Origin of the sequence: Kiloniella laminariae DSM 19542 (assembly GCF_000374005.1) — a bacterium.
GTDB classification, from domain to species: domain Bacteria; phylum Pseudomonadota; class Alphaproteobacteria; order Kiloniellales; family Kiloniellaceae; genus Kiloniella; species Kiloniella laminariae.
Genome location: NZ_KB893167.1, coordinates 36,095 through 56,266, shown reverse-complemented (window position 1 = coordinate 56,266; position 20,172 = coordinate 36,095). Strand labels below are relative to the sequence as shown.

General features: G+C 47.8%; 17 protein-coding genes. 7 read left to right on the top strand and 10 right to left on the bottom strand.

The window, feature by feature from the left end; translation table 11 throughout:
- Nucleotide 1: 1 nt before the first annotated feature.
- From B152_RS0116765 to B152_RS24145, 5 genes are read left to right on the top strand one after another with little or no spacing between them, the layout of a single operon-like run.
- Nucleotides 2–769, top strand: a complete 768-nt coding sequence (locus B152_RS0116765) for a CpaD family pilus assembly lipoprotein (RefSeq protein WP_020593593.1) — start codon at nt 2–4, stop codon at nt 767–769.
- A complete protein-coding gene (locus tag B152_RS0116760; protein ID WP_020593592.1) occupies nt 756–2,003 on the top strand; it encodes a CpaE/TadZ family protein in 1,248 nt (415 codons plus the stop codon). Before B152_RS0116765 ends, B152_RS0116760 begins: the two co-directional genes overlap by 14 nt.
- On the top strand, nt 2,004–3,635 hold the full coding sequence (locus B152_RS24150; RefSeq protein ID WP_020593591.1) for a TadA family conjugal transfer-associated ATPase: 1,632 nt from the start codon (nt 2,004–2,006) through the stop codon (nt 3,633–3,635). It begins immediately after the preceding gene.
- On the top strand, nt 3,632–4,648 hold the full coding sequence (locus B152_RS0116750; RefSeq protein WP_020593590.1) for a type II secretion system F family protein: 1,017 nt from the start codon (nt 3,632–3,634) through the stop codon (nt 4,646–4,648). Before B152_RS24150 ends, B152_RS0116750 begins: the two co-directional genes overlap by 4 nt.
- Nucleotides 4,645–5,622, top strand: a complete 978-nt coding sequence (locus B152_RS24145; protein ID WP_020593589.1) for a type II secretion system F family protein — start codon at nt 4,645–4,647, stop codon at nt 5,620–5,622. The genes B152_RS0116750 and B152_RS24145 overlap by 4 nt, the downstream gene beginning before the upstream one ends.
- 60 nt (nt 5,623–5,682) lie before the next feature.
- Here B152_RS24145 and B152_RS0116740 read toward each other — a convergent pair whose 3' ends face one another.
- The 3 genes from B152_RS0116740 to B152_RS0116730 all read right to left on the bottom strand — a co-directional run bounded on the left by B152_RS0116740 (nt 5,683) and on the right by B152_RS0116730 (nt 8,290).
- Nucleotides 5,683–6,576, bottom strand: coding sequence for a tetratricopeptide repeat protein (locus B152_RS0116740; protein ID WP_020593588.1), 894 nt, complete (start codon nt 6,574–6,576; stop codon nt 5,683–5,685).
- A gap of 118 nt (nt 6,577–6,694) precedes the next feature.
- Nucleotides 6,695–7,525 carry a hypothetical protein gene (locus tag B152_RS0116735; RefSeq protein WP_020593587.1) on the bottom strand — a complete coding sequence of 277 codons (831 nt, stop codon included), beginning with the start codon at nt 7,523–7,525 and terminating at the stop codon, nt 6,695–6,697.
- A gap of 36 nt (nt 7,526–7,561) precedes the next feature.
- Nucleotides 7,562–8,290, bottom strand: coding sequence for a hypothetical protein (locus tag B152_RS0116730; RefSeq protein ID WP_020593586.1), 729 nt, complete (start codon nt 8,288–8,290; stop codon nt 7,562–7,564).
- 325 nt (nt 8,291–8,615) lie between these two features.
- On the opposite strand from B152_RS0116730, the gene B152_RS0116720 reads away from it, so the two are divergent.
- Nucleotides 8,616–8,840, top strand: coding sequence for a hypothetical protein (locus tag B152_RS0116720; RefSeq protein ID WP_020593584.1), 225 nt, complete (start codon nt 8,616–8,618; stop codon nt 8,838–8,840).
- A 109-nt stretch (nt 8,841–8,949) separates the two neighbouring features.
- The gene (locus B152_RS0116715; RefSeq protein ID WP_020593583.1) at nt 8,950–10,182 is read left to right on the top strand and encodes a TIGR03862 family flavoprotein; all 1,233 of its coding nucleotides are present in this window, start codon (nt 8,950–8,952) and stop codon (nt 10,180–10,182) included.
- 59 nt (nt 10,183–10,241) lie between these two features.
- Here the strand turns inward: B152_RS0116715 and B152_RS0116710 are convergent, their stop codons facing one another.
- From B152_RS0116710 to B152_RS0116680, 7 genes are all read right to left on the bottom strand, one after another.
- Nucleotides 10,242–11,420, bottom strand: coding sequence for an iron-containing alcohol dehydrogenase (locus tag B152_RS0116710; RefSeq protein WP_020593582.1), 1,179 nt, complete (start codon nt 11,418–11,420; stop codon nt 10,242–10,244).
- Nucleotides 11,421–11,641: 221 nt separating this feature from the next.
- Complete coding sequence (locus B152_RS0116705; protein ID WP_020593581.1) at nt 11,642–14,086, bottom strand: GcvT family protein; 2,445 nt, start codon at nt 14,084–14,086, stop codon at nt 11,642–11,644.
- Nucleotide 14,087: 1 nt separating this feature from the next.
- Nucleotides 14,088–14,975: a choline kinase family protein gene (locus B152_RS0116700; RefSeq protein ID WP_020593580.1), complete on the bottom strand. Its 888-nt coding sequence runs from the start codon at nt 14,973–14,975 to the stop codon at nt 14,088–14,090.
- A gap of 6 nt (nt 14,976–14,981) precedes the next feature.
- A complete protein-coding gene (locus tag B152_RS0116695) occupies nt 14,982–16,991 on the bottom strand; it encodes an ABC transporter permease (protein WP_020593579.1) in 2,010 nt (669 codons plus the stop codon).
- Nucleotides 16,988–18,019: a quaternary amine ABC transporter ATP-binding protein gene (locus tag B152_RS0116690; RefSeq protein ID WP_020593578.1), complete on the bottom strand. Its 1,032-nt coding sequence runs from the start codon at nt 18,017–18,019 to the stop codon at nt 16,988–16,990. The genes B152_RS0116695 and B152_RS0116690 overlap by 4 nt, the downstream gene beginning before the upstream one ends.
- A gap of 96 nt (nt 18,020–18,115) precedes the next feature.
- The gene (locus tag B152_RS0116685; RefSeq protein WP_020593577.1) at nt 18,116–19,075 is read right to left on the bottom strand and encodes an ABC transporter substrate-binding protein; all 960 of its coding nucleotides are present in this window, start codon (nt 19,073–19,075) and stop codon (nt 18,116–18,118) included.
- Between the two features lie 300 nt (nt 19,076–19,375).
- Entirely contained in the window at nt 19,376–20,137 is a 762-nt protein-coding gene (locus tag B152_RS0116680) for a DeoR/GlpR family DNA-binding transcription regulator (protein ID WP_026261649.1), read from the bottom strand.
- Nucleotides 20,138–20,172: the final 35 nt, after the last annotated feature.

The window sequence follows — 20,172 nt, the reverse complement described above, 5'->3', positions numbered from 1 at the left end:
GATGTTTAGTAGAGTTCACCTACCAGTTATCCCGCTTTCTTTTTCCTCCTTGGCAATCGCCTTTCTGTTCGCCTGTGCTTCCGAAAAGGGCTACCAAACGATTTCTCCTGAAAAACAAATCGTCCAGGCAGGAACAAATTTCATGGATACCGGACGATGGCGTCCGCTACCCTCCCCCCAAAGAGCCAAAAGTTACAGTTACATTGCCTCGGAAGGGTTCTTAATTCCAGCCGAAGACCAGATCAATAGCTCGCGCCTCAGACAAGAGCTTCAGGAAGTGGTAAGAACTTATAACATTACCAGCGCGGATGAGCTTGTTCTTGACGGTCTTTATAATTCCACAGGTAAAAAAACACCTGAATCTCTACAGGCGATTGCCATTATTTCCCGATCATTGACAGAAATGGGCCTTAACAGCTCCACAACCAGCAGGCCTGTGGCCATCCTTGATCCTATTCGTTATAACAGCGCAATTCTAATACACAGAAAAGTAATTGTCGGCCCCGATTGCCATGTCCCGACGCCTCCTGAAGGTGCGAGGCCCCACAGGAGCACTTTTGGCTGCAGCCAGGAGGCCAACCTGGCAAGCATGGTTATATCTCCGGAAGCCCTTGACGGGTCGAAGCCACTTTCTTCTCCTGATTCAACAGCCGTCACACTCGGAATCGATCGCTATCGCAGAGGTGAAGTCAAAGCCCTGACTTCTGATCTTGCAACGACCAGTGGCACTTCTCTTGGAGGGCAGAGCAACAACAATGCCAGCCAGTAAAATTGATGATATTTTTAACGAGCTGGATACAGAGCCCGTTTCAGCACCTGAGCTGGTAGCATTCGTTGGCGACGGACAGACCCACGATGTCACCTTGTCAGTCTCAAGACAACTTGGCTACCCAGCCGAAGTAAGAGACGGCGAATGTCATGACGCAATGTCCTATCTTGCAGATAATCCTGCTCCAAGGTACCTCGTCATTGATATCGGCAATGATGAACTTTCTGCAGCAACATCAATTTTCTCTCTGGTTGCCGCTCTCCCCGAAGGAACCAGGGCGATTGCAGTCGGTGCGATAAATGATATCGGCTTTTACCGTGAAATGATTGAAATCGGCCTCACGGACTACCTGCTCAAACCTCTTACAGAAAAAACGATGTTAGCAGCGTTCCACAAAGCCGAAAGAGCGGAAGAGGCCAATCGTGATCGTGAAAATAGCCTTCAAGTAACCGGCAATAACAATAAAACAGTTGTTATTGGTGCCCGCGGTGGCGTAGGGGCCAGCACAATAGCAGTAAATCTTGCCTGGCTATTATCCGATCAATTGAACTGCAAAACAGCCCTGCTTGATATGGATATTGAATTCGGCACGATTGCTTTGGCTCTTGACGTTGAGCCAACCCGGGGATTGCGGGAAGCTTTGGAAAAACCCGAGCGTCTGGATAGCCTCTTCATTTCCAGCACGACCGCCAAATTATCAGACAATCTTGCGGTAATGGCTACTGAAGAGAACCTGACAGAAGATATTTCGTTTTCTCCTGATGGCATTGCCATTTTAATGGAAGCCCTCGCCAGAGAACATAGCCAGCTGATTATTGACTTGCCTCGTACTGCGGTAAAGCTGAGGAAAAGTATTTTATCCGAAGTCGGCACTATTATTCTTGTAACAGACTACAGTCTCCCCAGTCTTCGTGACTGCATCAGAACACAAAGTGCAATCAAAACAATCAACCCCAGCTGCAAGCTGTTAATTGTTGCGAATAAAACAGGAGGTCCTTTAACAGCGATGCCCCCTGCTGAATTCGAAAAGGCTCTTGGCACAAAGATCATTGCCAACATCCCCGATGACACAAAACTGTCTATCAAAGCCGCTAACACCGGGAAACCAGCCGTTGCAATTGATGCAAAATCAAAAATGACCAAGGCACTCGCTGCTCTTGCTAAAGAAATTGCTCCTGAAATGGCCGCCAAAAATAAAAAGACCACCTGGTTTAAAAGAGTGGGACGTAAATAAATGGAACAGGAGATCGACACGGTCAATCACAGTAACAAGGATCAGGACGGGGTACTGAAAGAACTTTTGTTATCATCACTCCCTCAAAAGTCAGCAACAGAAATGTCCCGTCCTGAGCTAAGTCTGAAGATTGGACAGATAGTAACAGAGGAGCTGGAGAGTAAAAAAAGCCCTCTAAATCTTCTGCAACGCAGAGCCTTGATTACAGAACTGATCTCCTGGTACCTCACAAGCTCTCAGACAAAGAATGAAGCCACGGCAAAAGCCGAGCAAATTCCTATTCCTTCCCTTACCAGTTTCGAACAAAGACCCCACCCTTCAACACGCCCGAAAGCACCTGGGAAGCGCAATGAAGTCCAGGCCAGTTCAGCTTCTGATACTGTCGAAGAAGCAAAGAAAATTATCCAACCCAAAGTCATGGACCGCCTGGATATTTCTGCCGCATCGCGTTTACCACGGGATGAACTGACAAGTCAGCTCGGTGAGATTGTCAGTGAAATTCTTTTTGAGGATAAGATTACCCTCAACGCACCGGAAAAAGCGGCTGTAATAGAATTGATCCTGGCAGATATGCTTGGTCTCGGCCCCCTTGAACCGCTTCTGGCCGATGAAGGTATTACCGATATCATGGTCAATGGCCCTTATCAGGTTTACATAGAAAAAGGCGGGAAGCTTCAACTTACTGATGTAAAATTTCGTGATAACGACCATGTCATGAACATTGCACGCCGTATTGTTGCCCATGTTGGCCGCAGAGTAGATGAAACGACCCCCCTTTGTGACGCACGTCTCGCAGATGGAAGTCGTGTCAATATTATCATCCCGCCCCTGGCTATTGATGGCTCTTCGATTTCCATCCGGAAATTTTCCGCCAAAAGTATCACACTGGATATAATGCGGAAGCAGAACAATATATCCCCGAGCATGGCAACCGTAATGAAAATCGCCGCTCGATCCAGATTGAATATCTTGATTTCAGGCGGAACCGGCTCAGGGAAAACCACTCTCCTCAATGCGCTTTCTCAGCTGATTGACCATGGAGAACGCATTGTCACGATTGAAGATGCCGCCGAACTTCAACTCCAACAGCCACATGTTGTCCGTCTGGAAACACGTCCTCCAAATCTGGAGGGAGAAGGCGCAATAACCATGCGCGATCTGGTTAAGAACTCACTGCGTATGCGGCCCGACCGGATTATCCTTGGCGAGATCCGTGGATCTGAAGCTGTTGACATGCTTCAGGCAATGAATACAGGCCACGATGGTTCCTTGGGCACCATCCATGCGAACAGGCCTCGCGAGGCTTTAACCCGTCTCGAAAACATGATTGGTCTTGCAGGTATCAATCTTCCGGCCAAGGCAGTACGCACCCAGATTTCTGACGCTCTGGATATGGTTATCCAGGTATCGCGTATGCGGGATGGCATGCGCCGAATTACCCACATCACCGAAATCATCGGCATGGAAGGGGATATTGTTACAACCCAGGACCTTTTTACCTTCGAGTTCAAAGGCGAAGACGAAAATGGTAATCTTTATGGGGAATTTGCCTCTACCGGATTGCGTCCTTACTTCATGCCCAAAGCAGAGTATTACAATCTTGGTAAACATCTGATGGAAGCCATGGGATGAACGAGTTGTTGACACAGATTCTTACTGGACAGGTATCTGATATCACACTCCTTACATTGCTGTCCGGGGTGATGTTTATTCTCCTGGTTATTCTTTTTTTTATACTGAATCCATCCAGTGATATTTCAAAAACCAGGCTGGAAAGAGTGATCCACAAGGCAGCTGACGGACGCTCAACAGCAGCTTCGAATATCAGTATCAGACGGAATATGGGCGGAAGCGGCAACCCGACCCTGGACAAGATTGTCCAGCAACTAACACCCCGGCCTGAATTGCTAAGGGCAAAAATGCAGAAGGCCGGTCTTGAGCCCAATCTGGGGCGGTTGTTACTTATCTCAATTTTGCTAAGTATTTCTGCAATTGCCATTATAAACGTTTTTTCATCTCGCCCCCTTATCGTCAGTATATTGTTAGGTTTCGCTATCGGTTTTGGTTTTCCTCACTTCGTACTCTACGTCATGAAAAACCGACGACAGAACAAATTTCTGGAGCTTTTCCCGGATGCCATTGATCTGATGGTTCGTGGCCTGAGAGCAGGGCTGCCCATAACCGAAGCGATCAAAAACGCAGGAGACGAAATCTCTGCCCCGGTTGGATTTGAATTGGCAGCTGTTACCGATGGTGTGAAATTAGGTGGAAAGCTTCCTCAGGAGCTTGAGCGGGCTCAATATCGAATTGGTCTGCAAGAATTCCAGTTCTTTACTGTCGCACTCTCAATTCAGACTGAAACTGGGGGAAACCTGGCGGAAACTCTCGCCAATCTTTCAGATATTCTTCGAAAAAGAAAACAGATGAAACTGAAAATCAAGGCACTTTCTTCAGAAGCCAGAGCCTCTGCTTATATTATTGGCTCCCTGCCTTTTATCATGTTTGTCATTATTTATCTCATGACCCCTTCCTATGCGCTTGAACTATTTACAGACCCTAGAGGGCAAGCCGCTGTCGCTTTCGGCCTATTCATGATCGCACTGGGCAGTGGTATTATGTATAAAATGGTGAAATTCGAGATATGAACCTGTCTGATTTCATACCTGCCGGATTTACAGAAGACGAGTTCATCGTTCTCGGGGCGACCCTTTCAGTCCTTGCAATATTTCTCGCGCTCTGGTTTTCTTTGATCGAGAAAGATCCAAGCAGTAAAAAAGCAAAAGAGTTATCAGAACTGCGTAAAGCTATGCGCGGGGATTATCTAACCCCCACTCAACGCAAGCGAGGGAATGAAAATTCGTCCACCTATATGAAAAAGGTAGTCGAATTTTTTAAGCTGTTAAAAAATGAACAGGCCAGCAAGTACGCATTTCATCTCTCCCAGGCAGGAAGACGAACCCCGGAAGCACTTTATCGACACCTGTTTTTTAAGTTGATTGCGCCTCTTTCCAGTGCAGCTTTGGCCTATTTTTATATTTATGTAGTCAAGGCGGTTGATTTTCCACCCCTTGGAAACAGCTTTGCCTTAATTTCGGTTACTTTCATCGGCGCCAAGATACCCGATATTCTTTTAAAAAACGCGATTATGAAGCGTCGGGAGTTGGTCAAAAAAGCTCTCCCCGACGCACTGGATCTTATGGTTATCTGTACCGAAGCAGGCTTGAGCCTTGATGCAGCTTTTAATCGTGTTGCCCGTGAAATGATTACCGCGGCACCGGAACTTTCGGATGAACTTAGTCTGACATCTCTGGAGTTAGGTTTTCTTCAAGAAAGGCAAAAAGCCTTGATGAATCTGGCTCTTAGAATTGATATTCCTATGATGCGCAGCCTTGTAAATGCTTTGATTCAGGCAGAAAGATATGGAACCCCTCTCGCCCAGTCATTACGGGTGATGAGCTCTGAACTTCGACAGGAAAGATTGCTAAAAGCTGAAGAGAAAGCAGCGAGACTGCCTGCAATCATGACCGTCCCCATGATCATATTCATCCTGCCACCTCTTATGATCGTTCTGCTTGGCCCTGCTGTCATGCGGACAATTGACGGATTGAGCGGAATGTGAAAAAAACTACCTAAAGGGAGGCCTTCAGGTAGTTTTCATGAATCTGCTCAATATTTCAAATCAATTTGGAAGAGGTTCAGGCTCAATCGTCTCAACGGTAACGGCCAGTGTCGGGTGTTTTTTACTGGTATTTTCTGAAGGGTTCAGGCTGTTAAAATAACGCATGCGCTGAGCGACATCAGCATCATCCATATCAATACGCGACGTCTGTTCTGCAGCCTCGAGATCCCCGGCGAGGGTATAGGCCATTGCAAGCATCTGACGGTGTGCAATCGTCGCTCTCGGTTCTTTTGAAACAGCATAGAGCAGGGTTATCGCCTCGTTATGCTGTCCTGCATGTGCAAGTGACAGCCCGAGATTGCTGCGCAACGTCAGGTTATCCGGATCTATTTCCAAACCTTCTCTATAGTATTTCTGGGCAGTCTGTCGCTCTTCTTTTTTATCATAGGCAACGCCCATGACATTCAGGAGCTTGCTGTCTTTTTTGATTGCCAGTCCTTCTGAGAACTGTTCAATCGCGAGATCAACCTGCCCCCGACTGAGAAAAGAGACTCCAAGGCCACGCTTGGCTTCTGTATTCTTGGGCTCAACAACAAGCGCCTGGCGATAAGCCTGCCCCGCAGCCAGATGTTCACCTTGCCTGATCAGAATCTCTCCTATCCGGATCATTGGTCTCGGGTTGGAGGGGTCCAGCTCAAAAGCGCGCTGATAAAGCCCAATTGCAGTCCTTACATCACCTCTTTTATAGGTTTCTTCTGCAATATTATACACCTCTGCGGTCGCAGGATCGACTTCATCTTCAATGGAAGTTGCAGTGCTCCCCTCCTCAGAAGGAGAATTCTTTTGAGTCATATCCTTGAAAGCCAGGGAAATATCATTAATAACCGAGCAACCGGTTAGTGCCAGCAGCGCGGAACCAAGAAATATTGTCCGTTTAAAAGAACAGAGATCCATAGAGATAGCCCCACTGGTACCAGAAAAAATAATTCACATTACTCTAACGAGGATCTTGTTAAGTATTGGTTAAGCATCAGGCATTATCAACACGTCGATTAATGCTTGAGTTGTTTATTTACTCACCTTGTGAAAATCCAATACTTTGCCCCCGGGCAAAAAAGAAACTGCCAACCAAATGCTTTAAATCATACTTTGGATCAATTTCCGGTCTGGGAGCAATGTCCCAGATCCACTGCTCCCCTTGCGAGATCAGCTCGACACCATAAAGAGCATTGTCACGGATAACCGGGCCCTCCTGTCTATTTACAGGAGAAAGAAGACGCTCCAGATCCGTCACAAGCAACAGTGAGCTATTAAAACGTTGTATCCAATCAAGGTGGCTGACAATGATCTTGCGGCAATAGCTGTCCAGGGTCGGGTTTTCCTGGTTCTCTATACCCCCGACAAGATGGTTTCTGATTTGAATGGGGAGCTGAGATAAAAGATTACAAGAAATAACCAGATCCGTAGGAATGAGAAGCTCTTCAGGAGGACGGGGCAGAGGAAACTGATCCCGTTTCACACCTGGCTTTAACGGAGTAATTCTGTTGGCGAGCCCCGTAACATCCTCTTCAACAAGATTCAAATTAGATGTTTTTTGTGCAAGTTTCCTCAGGGGCTTAAGAAAAACAACATCGACGAGAACAACCTGCGTGAATTCTTTCAGGAGATATTCCAAAGGAATATCATGGGCAGCCCCTGCCCCCAGAACAACCACCCGCTCACGTCCATCTGTCGCCTCAACGGCTTTTCGAATCTCCAGCTTTGTTTTGGACAGATGCTCATGCCAGCTTTTGTGACATCTCCTGTAACGGGCCTCAATGGCGATGGCTTCGTGAAGATAACCAAGACGTTTGAAATCTTTACGACAATCCGTAAAAAAATATTCAAACGCCTCGCGCAGCATTATTGCTGTTCCTCGAAGAGAATGTCATCAAAGCATTTACGGATAATCACAACGGTCGCCGATAGCCTGCATAAAACCACGTGCACCGGCTTTGAGTGTAAAGCGATATTCCGAACCATTGACGACGACAGATTTATGTAAGGGTAATTCCCCGGAAATCTTCACCTGCTCTCCGCCAAGAAGTGTGAAAATAACATCAATCGGCTTCGCCGGATCATACCAGGCCTCAACTTTACCATCAGAACTATAAGCAGATTCACCCTGAGCGGTTATTGTCACACTGCCCCGCGCATAATCGATATTGTCATGAGCCCCTGTATAAAAGGGTGTGTTGACAAAGAAACGCTTTTCAATCGGGTCATTATCACAGCTTTGAGTTTTGGCCGCTGTGCTGATCAGAAATTTGATCCGGTCTAATGAAACACCATTTTCAAGCTTGTTATTAATTTCATTTACCAGAATTTTAATTTCCCCGGTCGGGACATCATTCTGATAACGGCTCTCCAGTTCCGCGGAAACCTGCTTTGTTTCTTCGAGCTCAAGATTAAGCTGATCACGCAGCCCCATTAACTCCTGAACAGTTTGATCAAGCTCTCTGTTTTTGTTCTGAAGCTTGCTGACTTCCTTGTTTGCAAGATCATTACCGATCAAATAGGAATACCATCCAGCAGCCCCGATCATTATCAGGGCAATAAGCCACTTGAGCAAAGTCCAGCGAAAAGTTTGGGAACGACGACGGCGGGTTTCACGCAGACCAAGAGACATCTAGATTTCTATCCATTTATTTAACGTTTTACTTCAAGTCTATTAACTGAGCAGTAAACAGACACAGGGCTTGATATACATTAACAAAACATGATGGCAACTTTAAATTACCGGCTTCTCTGTTCAAGTAAAATCCTAGAAATCCAGAGAGCTGAAACAAGTTGATAAGGACCACAGATTTATCATGATAACCAAGATAGAACGATACTGACTCGATTATCTTATCAGATAAAAAGAAAAATATGCGGTAGTTGTGACTATTCCGTGGCAGAATGCAAAGATACATAATTTTATATCTCTGTAATCACACCGAAAGCAGAAACAGATGTCCGATGAACAGATCAGGGACAAGGTTATTCAGGACCTGAAAAAACTTCGTAGTAAACTTGATCCCGAAGTGCTCAAGGAGGTTGAGCTGCGTATGAACGGACAGGTTCCCTATGACAAGAAATCTGCCCGAAAAACCGTAGAGCTTTTCCTCAGAGACCGCCACGATCAGGGAGCTTTTGCAGAAAAAGTTCTCAAGGCACTGAAAGACAAGCCTGAATAGCTGGATCTCCCTGGCAACAACCTGTCGGCAAAAAGATCTTCACATCATATTAGAAACTGGTCATTGATACGCCATAAGGCTATAACGCCTTATTCGCAGGAGAGAAAAAGTGACCAAAAATTCCCGAAACGTCGCGATTATTGGCGGTGGTCCGGCTGGACTGATGGCAGCAGATCAGCTTTTGTCACAGGGATATCAGGTAACATTATACGAAGCAAAACCTTCACTCGCCCGTAAATTTCAGCTGGCGGGTCGTGGGGGCCTTAACCTGACACATAGCGAGCCTCTTGAAGACTTTGTGAAAAAATATGGCGAGCATGCCGTTTTTTTTGAGCAGATTATCAAGAATTATTCTCCGGGAATGCTGCAGGATTTTTGTAAAAAACTGGGTCAAGACACATTTGTCGGAACCAGTGGTCGAATTTTCCCTGTCAAATTCAAAGCAACTGAATTGCTCAGAGCCTGGATCAATGATCTTGTAACCCGCGGCGTTATATTGAAGTTGCGCCATAGATGGTTGGGTTTTGGTCCCGGGCAAAGCATCTCTGTTGCCATACCAGATGGCTCTGTAGAGCAATTCAGCCACGATGCTGTAATCCTTGCTCTTGGCGGCGGCAGCTGGCCAAGAATGGGATCAGATGGATCTTGGGTAGAAATTCTCAAATCGCACAACATCAGAGTTAATCCACTCAAAGCAACCAACTGTGGTTTTGAAACAGACTGGCCCTCCTCCTTTTCACCAGATTACTTTGGTAAGCCTCTAAAAAATATCGAAGCCTACCTCGGAGATTCTCATGTAAAAGGGGAGATAATGATTGCGTCTTATGGCCTTGAGGGTGGGGCAATCTATGCATTGAGCAAAGAGATAAGAACCCGGATTGAAGAAGAAAAAATTGCCCAGATAACAATCGATCTAAAACCTTTGCTGTCTTTGGAGGGGATCACACAGAAACTTTTGGAGCGCAATATTTCCAACTCTATAGCTGCAGCTTTGAAACAGAGTTTAAAGATTTCTCCCCCCGCTCTTGCTCTCCTCAAGGCACTTACGACAAAAGAAGAGTTTAATTCGCCCGCATTACTGGCGCAGAAAATCAAACGGCTTCCCATAAAACTGGCAAGACCTCGCCCCCTTGACCGAGCCATCTCAACAGCAGGTGGCGTTCCTTTCACAGAATGTGATGAACAGCTTATGCTAAACGCACTGCCTGGTGTTTTTCTTGCTGGAGAAATGCTGGACTGGGAGGCACCAACTGGCGGTTATCTGCTACAAGGCTGTTTTTCTATGGGTGTTCACGTCGCCGAGGGGATTGATAAATACCTGACTGCAAAAAACAGAACATAAAAAACCGGCTTCAAATCAATGAAGCCGGTTTCTCTTACATTGCTCTAGGCTATAATATTTTAGCTTAGATCACCCTGTACCGCCTTGCACAGGATCGTTGCATATTCTGCAGCAGTGAACTGGATAGGATTTCCACCAGCAGAAGGGTCCTGAGTAGCAAGAACGCCAATTTCATCTGCACGGTCAAGATCAATCCCGATTTCTTTGAGTGTATTTGGAATCTGCAGGGTAGAGCGCAGATCAAGAACCCAATTCAGGAAAGCATCAAAAGTTGCTGTCTCAAGATCAAGGCAACGCGCTAGATAACCTGCACGCTCTTCAATAACAGAGCGGTTTGCAATCAAAACGTAAGGCATCAATACGGCATTAAGCATCCCATGGTGGGCATCGTAAATCCCGCCCAGGGGATGCGCCAGAGCATGCATACCGCCAAGACCTTTCTGAAAGGCCGTTGCACCCATGCTTGAGGCAATCATCATATCAGAACGCGCAACCAGGTCGCTTCCATTCTGGACAGCCTGTACCAGTGACTTCTGGATCAGCCGAATACCCTCAACCGCAATGCCGTCTGCCATTGGGTGATACCCTGGCGCACAGAAAGCCTCAAGATTATGTGACAACGCGTCCATGCCTGTTGCAGCAGTCAGTTTGGCAGGAAGGCCAACGGTCAGCTCCGGATCATCAATCACCACAGAAGGCATCATTTTAGGATGGAAGATAATTTTCTTCAGGTGAGTTTCTTCCTGAGTGATGACCGAGGCCCGGCCAACTTCTGAACCTGTGCCTGAAGTTGTCGGGACAGCGATAATCGGCGCGATCTTGGAAGCATCAGCCCGTGCCCAGTTATCACCAACATCTTCAAAATCCCAAAGCGGACGATCCTGGCCAACCATCAGAGCAACAGCTTTCGCTGCATCAAGGCCACTACCGCCACCAAAAGCAATCACACCGTCGTGCTTGCCTGCCTTGTAAAAGGCAACACCATCATCAACATTTTTACCAATCGGGTTTGGTTTGATTTCACTGAACACACCACAGCCAAGACCGTCTGCCTTACAGCGGGCGACGATATCTGTGACCATTGGCAGGGCAGCGAGGCCCGGATCAGTAATCAGAAGCGGGTTTTTCATACCAAGGCCTTTACAGACAGCGGCAATTTCCTGGATCCGGCCAACACCAAAACGGACGGTGGTTGGATAATTCCAGTTCCCTTTCATATTCTCGATTTTATAGCTCACGGTTATTCTCCGTTTGAATTGGAAGGCGTTACGTTTTGTACGCATATTGTTTATAGACCGGACAGACAAATCCGATCGCAGATTTGTATGACAAAATCTGCGGGAACACCAATAAATAATCATCCGGGAAATCTCATCTGGCACCAAAAAATACGGATCAAACACTGATATGAATGTACCTTTCAGCGCCAGATTGCGCCCCTGGCAAAAACCGTCAGGGATTACTGTTTAATTTTCTGCATTTCCGGATCGTAAAGAGCTTTGAACTGTATAGCGCAGTCAAACAGCTCGGTCCCGACTTCCAGCTGATAAGAACCAGACTTCAGATATGCCATATCGACACCGTCCCTACAGCGGACATAGCCATAACCAATATTCTTCTCAATGGTGAAACCATAGCCGGCAGAAGTCAGCCATCCCACACGTTGCCCATTACGATAGATCGTTTCCCGACCAAGCAAGACTACATTCGGGTCATCCACAGTAAAGCAGCACAACCGCTTTTTAACGCCGTTTTTAATCTGAGTTTCCAGGGCACTGCGTCCCTTGAACGCTATATCGCTCTTCAACTTGCAGGCCCAGGACATCCCCGCTTCTATCGGAGTATGATCAGGCCCAATGTCTGACGCCCAGGCACGATAGCCCTTTTCAAGTCGCAAGCTTTCAATCGCGCGATAGCCTGCATTACGCAGGCCAACTTCCTCACCAGCCTTGCTCAAGGCCTCAAAAACCGAGGCTGCAAACTCTGTTGGAATATGGAGCTCCCACCCCAATTCCCCGACATAGGTCACTCGCAATGCTGTGACCGGCGCTCCGGCAATACCAATGGTCCGTATGGATCCAAAAGGAAAATTGTCATTATCCAGTTTATCTTCAGTGATTTTCTGCAACAGCTTTCGGGCATCGGGCCCCATAACTGAAAGTACAGCAAAGCCGGAAGTCACGTCCACCAGGTGAGCATTCAGACCTTCTGGTATATTGCGTTTTATCCAGTCAAAATCATGGGTCGCATACCCGGTTCCCGTGACAATATAAAACGCGTCTTTCGCCAGGCGAACAACTGTGAGATCACACTCAACACCACCTCGGTCATTGAGCATCTGGGTATAAGTCAGACTTCCCGTTTTTTTGCTGACATCATTGGCACAAATCCAGGATAAGGCCTTCTCGGCGTCCGGGCCGATGAGTTTGAATTTGGCAAAGGAAGACTGGTCAAAAACCGTTACAGCTTCGCGTGTTGCCTTGTGCTCTTCACCGACATTGTTAAACCAATTTTGCCGTTCAAAACTGTATATATCCTTGGGTTCCTGTCCTTTTTTAGCAAACCAGTTTGGTCTTTCCCAACCCAGTTTTTCACCAAAACAGGCCCCCTGTTCTTTCAAACGTTCGTATAGAGGCGAGCGACGGTTCGGCCGACCGGTTTTGTGCTCTTCGAACGGCCAGGCCATGGTGTAGTGTTTACCATAGGCTTCCAGCGTCCGCTTCCGGACCCAGTCCGTATCGAAGTGGGCCTGCCCAAACCGACGAATATCTGCAGGCCAGAGATCATAGGGAGGCTCTCCGTTCACCACCCATTCCGCCAGGGCCATACCCGCACCGCCACCTGCAGCAATACCAAAGGCATTAAATCCGGCACCGACAAAATAGTTCTTCAGCTCGGGAGCCTCGCCAAGAATGAAATTTCCATCCGGGGTAAAACTTTCAGGACCGTTAATCAGCTCTCGAACGCCCGCGGTCTCCAGAGCGGGAACTCGCCCCAAAGCCAGCTCCATCAACTGTTCAAAATGATCCCAGTTTGAATCCAGCAAAGAGAAGTGAAATTTCTCGGGGAACCCTTTAACCGCCCAAGGAATGCCGTTCGGCTCATAGCCCCCCATAACCAATCCACCAACATCCTCTTTATAATAGGTCAGGCGATCCGGGTCTCTCAACGTAGGTAGATCAGATGTGATACCCTCGATTTTTTCGGTAATCATGTACTGATGTTCAACAGATACCAGCGGCACGTTAACTCCGACTTTTTTTGCCTCCTGCCGCGCCCATTGCCCGCAACAGTTTACGACCTTCTCACAGGCAATACGGCCTTTATTCGTCAGAACCCCGGTTATCTTTCCGTCCTCAACCAGAACCTCAAGAACCTCTGTGTCTTCCATTATTGTTACCCCCTTCATTCTGGCCCCCTTGGCCAGAGAGAGGGTAATGTCTGAAGGGTTTGCCTGTCCGTCTGTCGGTAGAAATGCTGCCCCGACAACATCATCAACATTCATCATTGGCCAAAGATCCTGCGCTTCCTTTGGGGTAAGAAGCTGCATGTCCAGTCCAAAGGAATGGGCTGTGGTTGCCTGACGTTTGACCTCTGTCCAACGTTCCTGATTACAGGCCAAGCGCAATCCGCCATTCATTTTCCAACCGGTCGCCTGCCCCGTTTCGGCTTCAAGGGTTTTATAGAGATCGACAGAATAACCAAGCAACTGGGTGATATTGGCATTTGATCGCAACTGGCCCACAAGCCCGGCGGCATGGAATGTCGTTCCAGAGGTTAACTTGCCCCGTTCAATCAAAACGGTATCGCTATATCCCATTTTTCCAAGGTGATAGGCCGTCGATGCCCCGACGATCCCTCCCCCGATAATGACAATTTTGGCATCAGATAGAAGCTCGGTCATTTTATTTACTCACTTTTTGGAAGGCAAGAAGCTGCTGTTTGAATTTCACCAGGTTGTTGCTGGTGTATTGTCGAAAATCAAAATCGATATCTGAATGAACCTCGGAAACCATGCTCCAGAGGGTTTCCCTTAAGAGCGATGCACATTTCATTGCCGCATATTTCCGGTAAAGCTCATCGGTTACTGGCTGTTCGAAATAATTTTCAAGCAGCCAGTTTTCACTGTCGCCTCCCAGGCCCGAATTCGAGACCAGACCACCAAGGTCAAACAGGGGCGAATTATATCCCGCATAATCCCAGTCGATGAGCCAGAGACGTTTTCCGTCGTCCATAAAGTTGGCTGCAAGAAGGTCATTATGGCCAAAAACCAGATCAATCTGCCCCACTGCCGTTTCAAGTTCGGCAGCCACCTCAAGTAACCATCCCAGCTCATCGGCCCCATGAGGCTGGTGTTTTGCCCCTCTTAGGGTCGCAACATAATCCCGGATGACATGAAACACCCAAAATACCAGCGCAGGTCCGCGAAAATTATTGGGCAGCTCCCGATGTACCCGTTTGAGTAGAGGCAAGATCCGTTCAAGATTATGCTGCTGTCGAACGGCCTCTTCGTCAAAACAGATGCCATCAATAAACCGCATCACCAGGATGCCCTGTGAGGTAAAGACCACTTCCGGAGAAATCCCGGCTTCAAAAGCGGCTTGACTGGCAGCCAGTTCGTTAAAACGCATGACGTGGTGGACAGGAATATCCTCACCAAAGCGAACGACATACTTCCCGCTCTGGTCCTCGACGACATAATTGTGATTGGTTATTCCACCGCCAAGTGGCTTGGGGTCTACCGGTCCTCTCCAACAGGGCAAACGGCGTATTTTATCCATGCTATTGGTCATAGTATTTTATCCCAGTCCCAGGCGTTTTCTGGCTTTTGCAGATCCCGCAGCAATCATCCGGTCAGCGATGATGGCGATGAAGGCAATCGCCAGACCCGCAACAATTCCGCGTCCGGTATCAGCCTTGGTCAGGGCAATATAAACTTCCTGACCAAGATCCCGTGTCCCGACCAGCGCTGTAATAACCAGCATCGACAGCGCTAACATAATGGTTTGGTTAAGTCCCAGCAGAATTTCCGGCAGGGCCAAAGGCAACTTGATTTTCCATAACAACTGACGTTTGGTACAACCAGAGGTGATACCTGCCTCGATCAGAGCAGGAGGGATTTGTCTTATCCCATGAACGGCATAGCGAACGGCAGGTGCTATGGCATAGAGAACCACCGCAACCATGGCAGAAAAATCGCCGACCCTGAAAAGCATGACAACCGGGATCAGATATACAAAGCTGGGGAGGGTTTGCAGGGTATCAATAATTACCTGAACAATCCGTCCAAGACGTTCGTTTTCAGCCGCAAGAATGCCCAGAGGAACTCCAAACAGAGTTGCGATAACAACCGAAACGCCGCAAAGATAGACCGTTATCATGGCTTTTTCCCACATCCCGGTCACAACAATGAACAGGCTGAGACAAAGGGTCAGCAAAACCAGACGAATACCGCCAAGTTGCCATGACAGAACACTTAGCAAGAAGATGCTCCAGGCCCAGGGCATCTTCAGCAGAACCAGTTTTACCGGCACCATGAAATAAACCAGAACAACCGTCTTGTAGCTTTCCAGAGCATCAAAAAAGGTAATGTTAATCCACTTGACGGCTTCGGCCAGAGATTCCCCGATCCCGATCTCGAGACTTTCCGGATAGCTTTGAATAGAAGGTACAAACATTCCCAGAACAAATGTTCCGGCCGTTACGATAGCCACAGTGGTTAACCAGGGATGGTTTTGGACAAAGCTCCCCTTGCTTTCATGATAGGTCGGGCTGCCTCGTTGCGAGAAGGCCTGGCTAAGTCGATCAAGAGCTATTGCCAAAACCACAATGGCAATTCCGGCTTCCAGTCCGCCCCCCAGATCAAGACGGCGCAAAGAGGAAAGCACGTCATACCCCAGCCCCCCTGCACCAATCATCGAAGCAATGATGACCATATTGAGCGAAAGCATGATGACCTGATTCACACCGACCATCAGCCCTGGCATGGCCGAGGGAACCAGAACCTTCCACATCAGCTGACGTTTGGTACAGCCTGCCATATTACCAAAATCGAGGATCTCGCTCGGAACCCCTTTAAGGGACATAATCGATATTCGGATCATTGGCGGCATGGAATAGATAACTGTTGCAATCATTGCGGCAACAGGACCAAAACCGAACAGAAAAAGGATAGGTACAAGGTAGGCAAAAACAGGAACTGTCTGCATCAAATCTAATAAAGGAGAGATGCTTCGTTCAAATGCTGGCCAGCGATACCCCGCAATACCGACGAGCAAGCCTGCTGCAACACCAAAAGGGACTGCAATAGCAATTGAGGCCAGGGTTATCATTGCACTGTCCCACTGTCCGAACACGGCAAGATACAGAAAACAGCCCCCAACCAATGCTGCCAGTTTCCAGTCCCTTGCGTAATAGCCCATGGCAATGACAACAGTGACAACCGATATCCAGGAAAGTGAAGGAAGGACCTGAACAGCCTGGCTCCCCTGTCCCTCCAAAAATCCTGATGACAGCAGGCTCGTTGCAAAAGAAAGGGGCCATTCCAGAAGTCCGGCAAGCCCCCTGGTCATTTCCTTGAAAGTAAAAAATCCGAAACTCGCGTCTTCTGTCAACCAGATCATGAAGTCGGAGACATAGTCTTTAATAGGCCACTGCCATTTCCGTGGCAGGGAAAACATCCATTTGGGGAACAGTCCCTTGCCTTCTATATAGAAGAAGACGGATATGACAAAAGCACTCAACCAAAACCCTTTGATACCGATAAAATTCCGGATCTCTGGTTTAAAATTCCGGGCAGCAAGGATCATGCTGTTACCTCGCGGCCAACCAGGACATCCAGGACGCGCTTCCGGCTGATAAGTCCAACCGGTTTACCTTCGGCATCAACAACAGCAAAGGGTTTGCTTGATTGCTCGACTTTGTCTGCAATATCGGCAATTACCGCATTAAGCTGGATGTTTCCGGCGGTCTGGACTAGCTCGTTAAAGCTTTCCTTCACCAGTCCTGCTGTCAAAACCTTGGCACGGGGAATATGACGGGTAAACTCGGCTACATAGTCGGTTGCCGGGTTCATCACCAGTTCAGCCGGGGTTCCGATCTGGATAATCTTGCCGTCTTTCATGATTGCTATGCGATCAGCCAGGCGAATGGCTTCGTCAAAATCATGTGTGATAAAAACAATCGTCTTGTTCAGGACATTCTGCAGCCGGATAAATTCGTCTTGCATTTCCCGCCGGATCAAAGGATCCAACGCGGAAAAAGGCTCGTCCAGAAACCAGAGTTCTGGTTCAACTGCAAGGGATCTCGCGATCCCGACCCGTTGCTGTTGTCCGCCCGATAGCTCCCGCGGGAAATTATTCTCCCTTCCTTTCAAGCCAACCAGTTCAATAACACTGCGCGCCTGTGCTTCACGTTTTTTTAAGGGGACCCCCTGAACCTCGAGAGGAAAAGCCACATTTCCCAAGACGGTCAGATGGGGGAGCAAAGCAAAATTCTGAAAAACCATGCCCATCTTGTGACGTCGGATCTCAATCATCTCCTTGTCACTTGCCTTCAGAAGATCCTGTCCTTCCAGTAAGATCTCTCCACCTGTCGGTTCAATCAGACGTGAAAGACAACGCACCAATGTCGATTTACCCGAACCGGACAGCCCCATAATGACAAATATTTCACCGGAGTAGATTTCAATATTTGCATCGCGAACACCACCAATCAGTCCGGCGGATTTCAGATCCTCCGAACCCGGTGCATTGTTATGTGTTTTGAGGAATGATTCAGCATTATGACCAAATATTTTCCACACGCCTTTGCAGGCCAGCTTGACGGAAGAAGCCATCGAGAGGATCCATTTAATTACCGAAACGTGTCTTGTTTATGATTCAAAAGGGAACAGCATCAATCAGAACGGTGTTGAGCTGTTCCCTGCATCACTCTATTGTCCGCTCCAGCCCTGCCAGCGGTCTTTATTGGCATCAACCCAGCTGGACACGACGGCGTCGATGTCCTTGCCATTAAGATCGACCTCAATAATCATGTTAGACATTTCATCATTCGAGATAGAGAACCCCTGAATGGCTTTATAGGCTCCGGGCCATTTGTCTTTCACACCAGTCCAGGCCACTTTCCAAATCGGACCGGTTGGTTTGCCACAGTCATAGGCCAGATCAGGATTGGATCCCCAGGAAGGATCTGAATAACATTCACTGGTATATTTAGGAAATTCGACCCATTCACCCTCAAATTTTGCCGGGGCCCAATGTGGCGCATAAACCCACAGCAAAACCGGCGCTTTACGCTGGTAGGCTGATTCCAGCTCGGCGAAAAGAGCAGCATCTGTCCCCGCGTGTACAACCTCGAAATCCAACTCCAGAGCTTCAACCCGCTCGTCATCAAAGCCACCCCAGGTAACAGGTCCTCCCAGATACCGTCCTTTCGGCGCTGTTTCTGGCGTTGCAAAAATTTCTGCGCAATCGTTCAGGGCCTGCCAATCCGGCAAACCGGGACAGACATCCTTCATGTAAGAGGGATACCACCATTCCTCGATCGCCTCCATGCCGGTTTCGCCAAGATTTTCCACCGTGCCTGAAGCCACAGCTTCATCCATAGCTTCTCGCCCGGTGGTCTCCCAGATCTCCATCGCAACGTGCAAATCGCCATTTTTCAATCCGGCAAACTGAGCAATGTAATCGGCCTGAACGTATTCGACATTATATCCGGTGTTCTGGAGAACACTGCCCATGATTTTTGTCGTCAAAAGCTGACCGGTCCAGTCGTGTAACGTCAACTTGATCGGATCGTTGGATTCTACATCAGCCTGAGACGTGGCAACGTTGAGCGTAGAAAGTGCAAGGCTACCTAACAAGGCAACAGCAAAACGGGATGTCCTGTTCATAGATATTTCCTCCCTGAGGATTATTTTGTTTTTGTCATTATATCGCACCATGTTTCCATGGTAGAAACGATATCAACATATACCCACGAAAGTCAACATATATCCAACAAAACCATTACAACAAGGACCACGCCCGCAAAGATTGTGGTAATCACTGGAGACAAGCCATAACAACACGACAATTCAGTCGCGCAGGGTATAGAAAAGGAAAAGAAAAACAGAATCCTGGGATGTTTCTGAGAGGTTATCGGTACGAAAAAACTAACCTCTTTGCTCAACCATCATCGTCGAGACTGTTTGCTAGCGGGCTATAATAACCTTGACCTCTGCTTCTCGTAAACAACGAGACAATGCTTCGTCTGGTTCAGCATCTGTGATAAGCAAGTCAATTCCCTCTAACGGGCCAATCTTTACCAATCTGGCGCGATTGAACTTGCTTTTATCAGCCACAACAATGGTTTTTTGTGCCTGGGCCATTACCGTGCGTGAGAACTCGGCTTCTGCTAGATGATCAACCATCAACCCACGAACAGGATCAATTCCACCAAGAGACAATACGGCATACTTCACATCGAATTGCTCGACGAAAGAAATTGCTGACGGGCCAAAAGCTGCAGCATCATCCGCGCGTAATTCTCCGCCTGCGATATAAACACGATTGCCATTCCGGGTAGCCAAAGCCCGCGCGGTTTCTACAGAATTGGTAACTACTAGAAGATTGGAGTGCTCTCTTAAAGCATGAGCAGCAAAAGCAGTTGTGCTCCCTGTATCAAAGATCAGAGAATCCCCGTCGTGAATGATTTTTGACAGAGCCTGGCCAATCTTTTTCTTAGCTTCCTGGTTTTCAATCATTCGCCGCTGAAAAGGGGCCTCGTGCTCCTCGTCTGGCACGATAATGCCGCCATGGACTTTTTCAATCAATCCGGATGATACCATCGGCTTTACATCCCGGCGGATGGTCTCATCCGAAACAGAAAACTGTTCAGCGAGTTCAAGAATAGTGCAAAGCCCTCTGCTCCGCACGGCTCTCAGTATTTCTTTTTGTCGTGTCGTGGGATGCATGAAATCCACAAATCTCCAAATTCAATAGCAAGGAA

Bases quoted from the DNA above. Each gene is read 5' to 3' on its own strand.
- B152_RS0116720 (WP_020593584.1), top strand. From the start codon at position 8,616: ATGTCCGATGAACAGATCAGGGACAAGGTTATTCAGGACCTGAAAAAA.
- B152_RS0116740 (WP_020593588.1), bottom strand. From the start codon at position 6,576: ATGGATCTCTGTTCTTTTAAACGGACAATATTTCTTGGTTCCGCGCTG.
- B152_RS0116765 (WP_020593593.1), top strand. From the start codon at position 2: ATGTTTAGTAGAGTTCACCTACCAGTTATCCCGCTTTCTTTTTCCTCC.
- B152_RS0116730 (WP_020593586.1), bottom strand. From the start codon at position 8,290: ATGTCTCTTGGTCTGCGTGAAACCCGCCGTCGTCGTTCCCAAACTTTT.
- B152_RS24145 (WP_020593589.1), top strand. From the start codon at position 4,645: ATGAACCTGTCTGATTTCATACCTGCCGGATTTACAGAAGACGAGTTC.
- B152_RS0116680 (WP_026261649.1), bottom strand. From the start codon at position 20,137: ATGCATCCCACGACACGACAAAAAGAAATACTGAGAGCCGTGCGGAGC.
- B152_RS0116705 (WP_020593581.1), bottom strand. From the start codon at position 14,086: ATGACCGAGCTTCTATCTGATGCCAAAATTGTCATTATCGGGGGAGGG.
- B152_RS0116760 (WP_020593592.1), top strand. From the start codon at position 756: ATGCCAGCCAGTAAAATTGATGATATTTTTAACGAGCTGGATACAGAG.
- B152_RS0116695 (WP_020593579.1), bottom strand. From the start codon at position 16,991: ATGATCCTTGCTGCCCGGAATTTTAAACCAGAGATCCGGAATTTTATC.
- B152_RS0116750 (WP_020593590.1), top strand. From the start codon at position 3,632: ATGAACGAGTTGTTGACACAGATTCTTACTGGACAGGTATCTGATATC.
- B152_RS0116685 (WP_020593577.1), bottom strand. From the start codon at position 19,075: ATGAACAGGACATCCCGTTTTGCTGTTGCCTTGTTAGGTAGCCTTGCA.
- B152_RS0116700 (WP_020593580.1), bottom strand. From the start codon at position 14,975: ATGACCAATAGCATGGATAAAATACGCCGTTTGCCCTGTTGGAGAGGA.
- B152_RS0116690 (WP_020593578.1), bottom strand. From the start codon at position 18,019: ATGGCTTCTTCCGTCAAGCTGGCCTGCAAAGGCGTGTGGAAAATATTT.
- B152_RS24150 (WP_020593591.1), top strand. From the start codon at position 2,004: ATGGAACAGGAGATCGACACGGTCAATCACAGTAACAAGGATCAGGAC.
- B152_RS0116735 (WP_020593587.1), bottom strand. From the start codon at position 7,525: ATGCTGCGCGAGGCGTTTGAATATTTTTTTACGGATTGTCGTAAAGAT.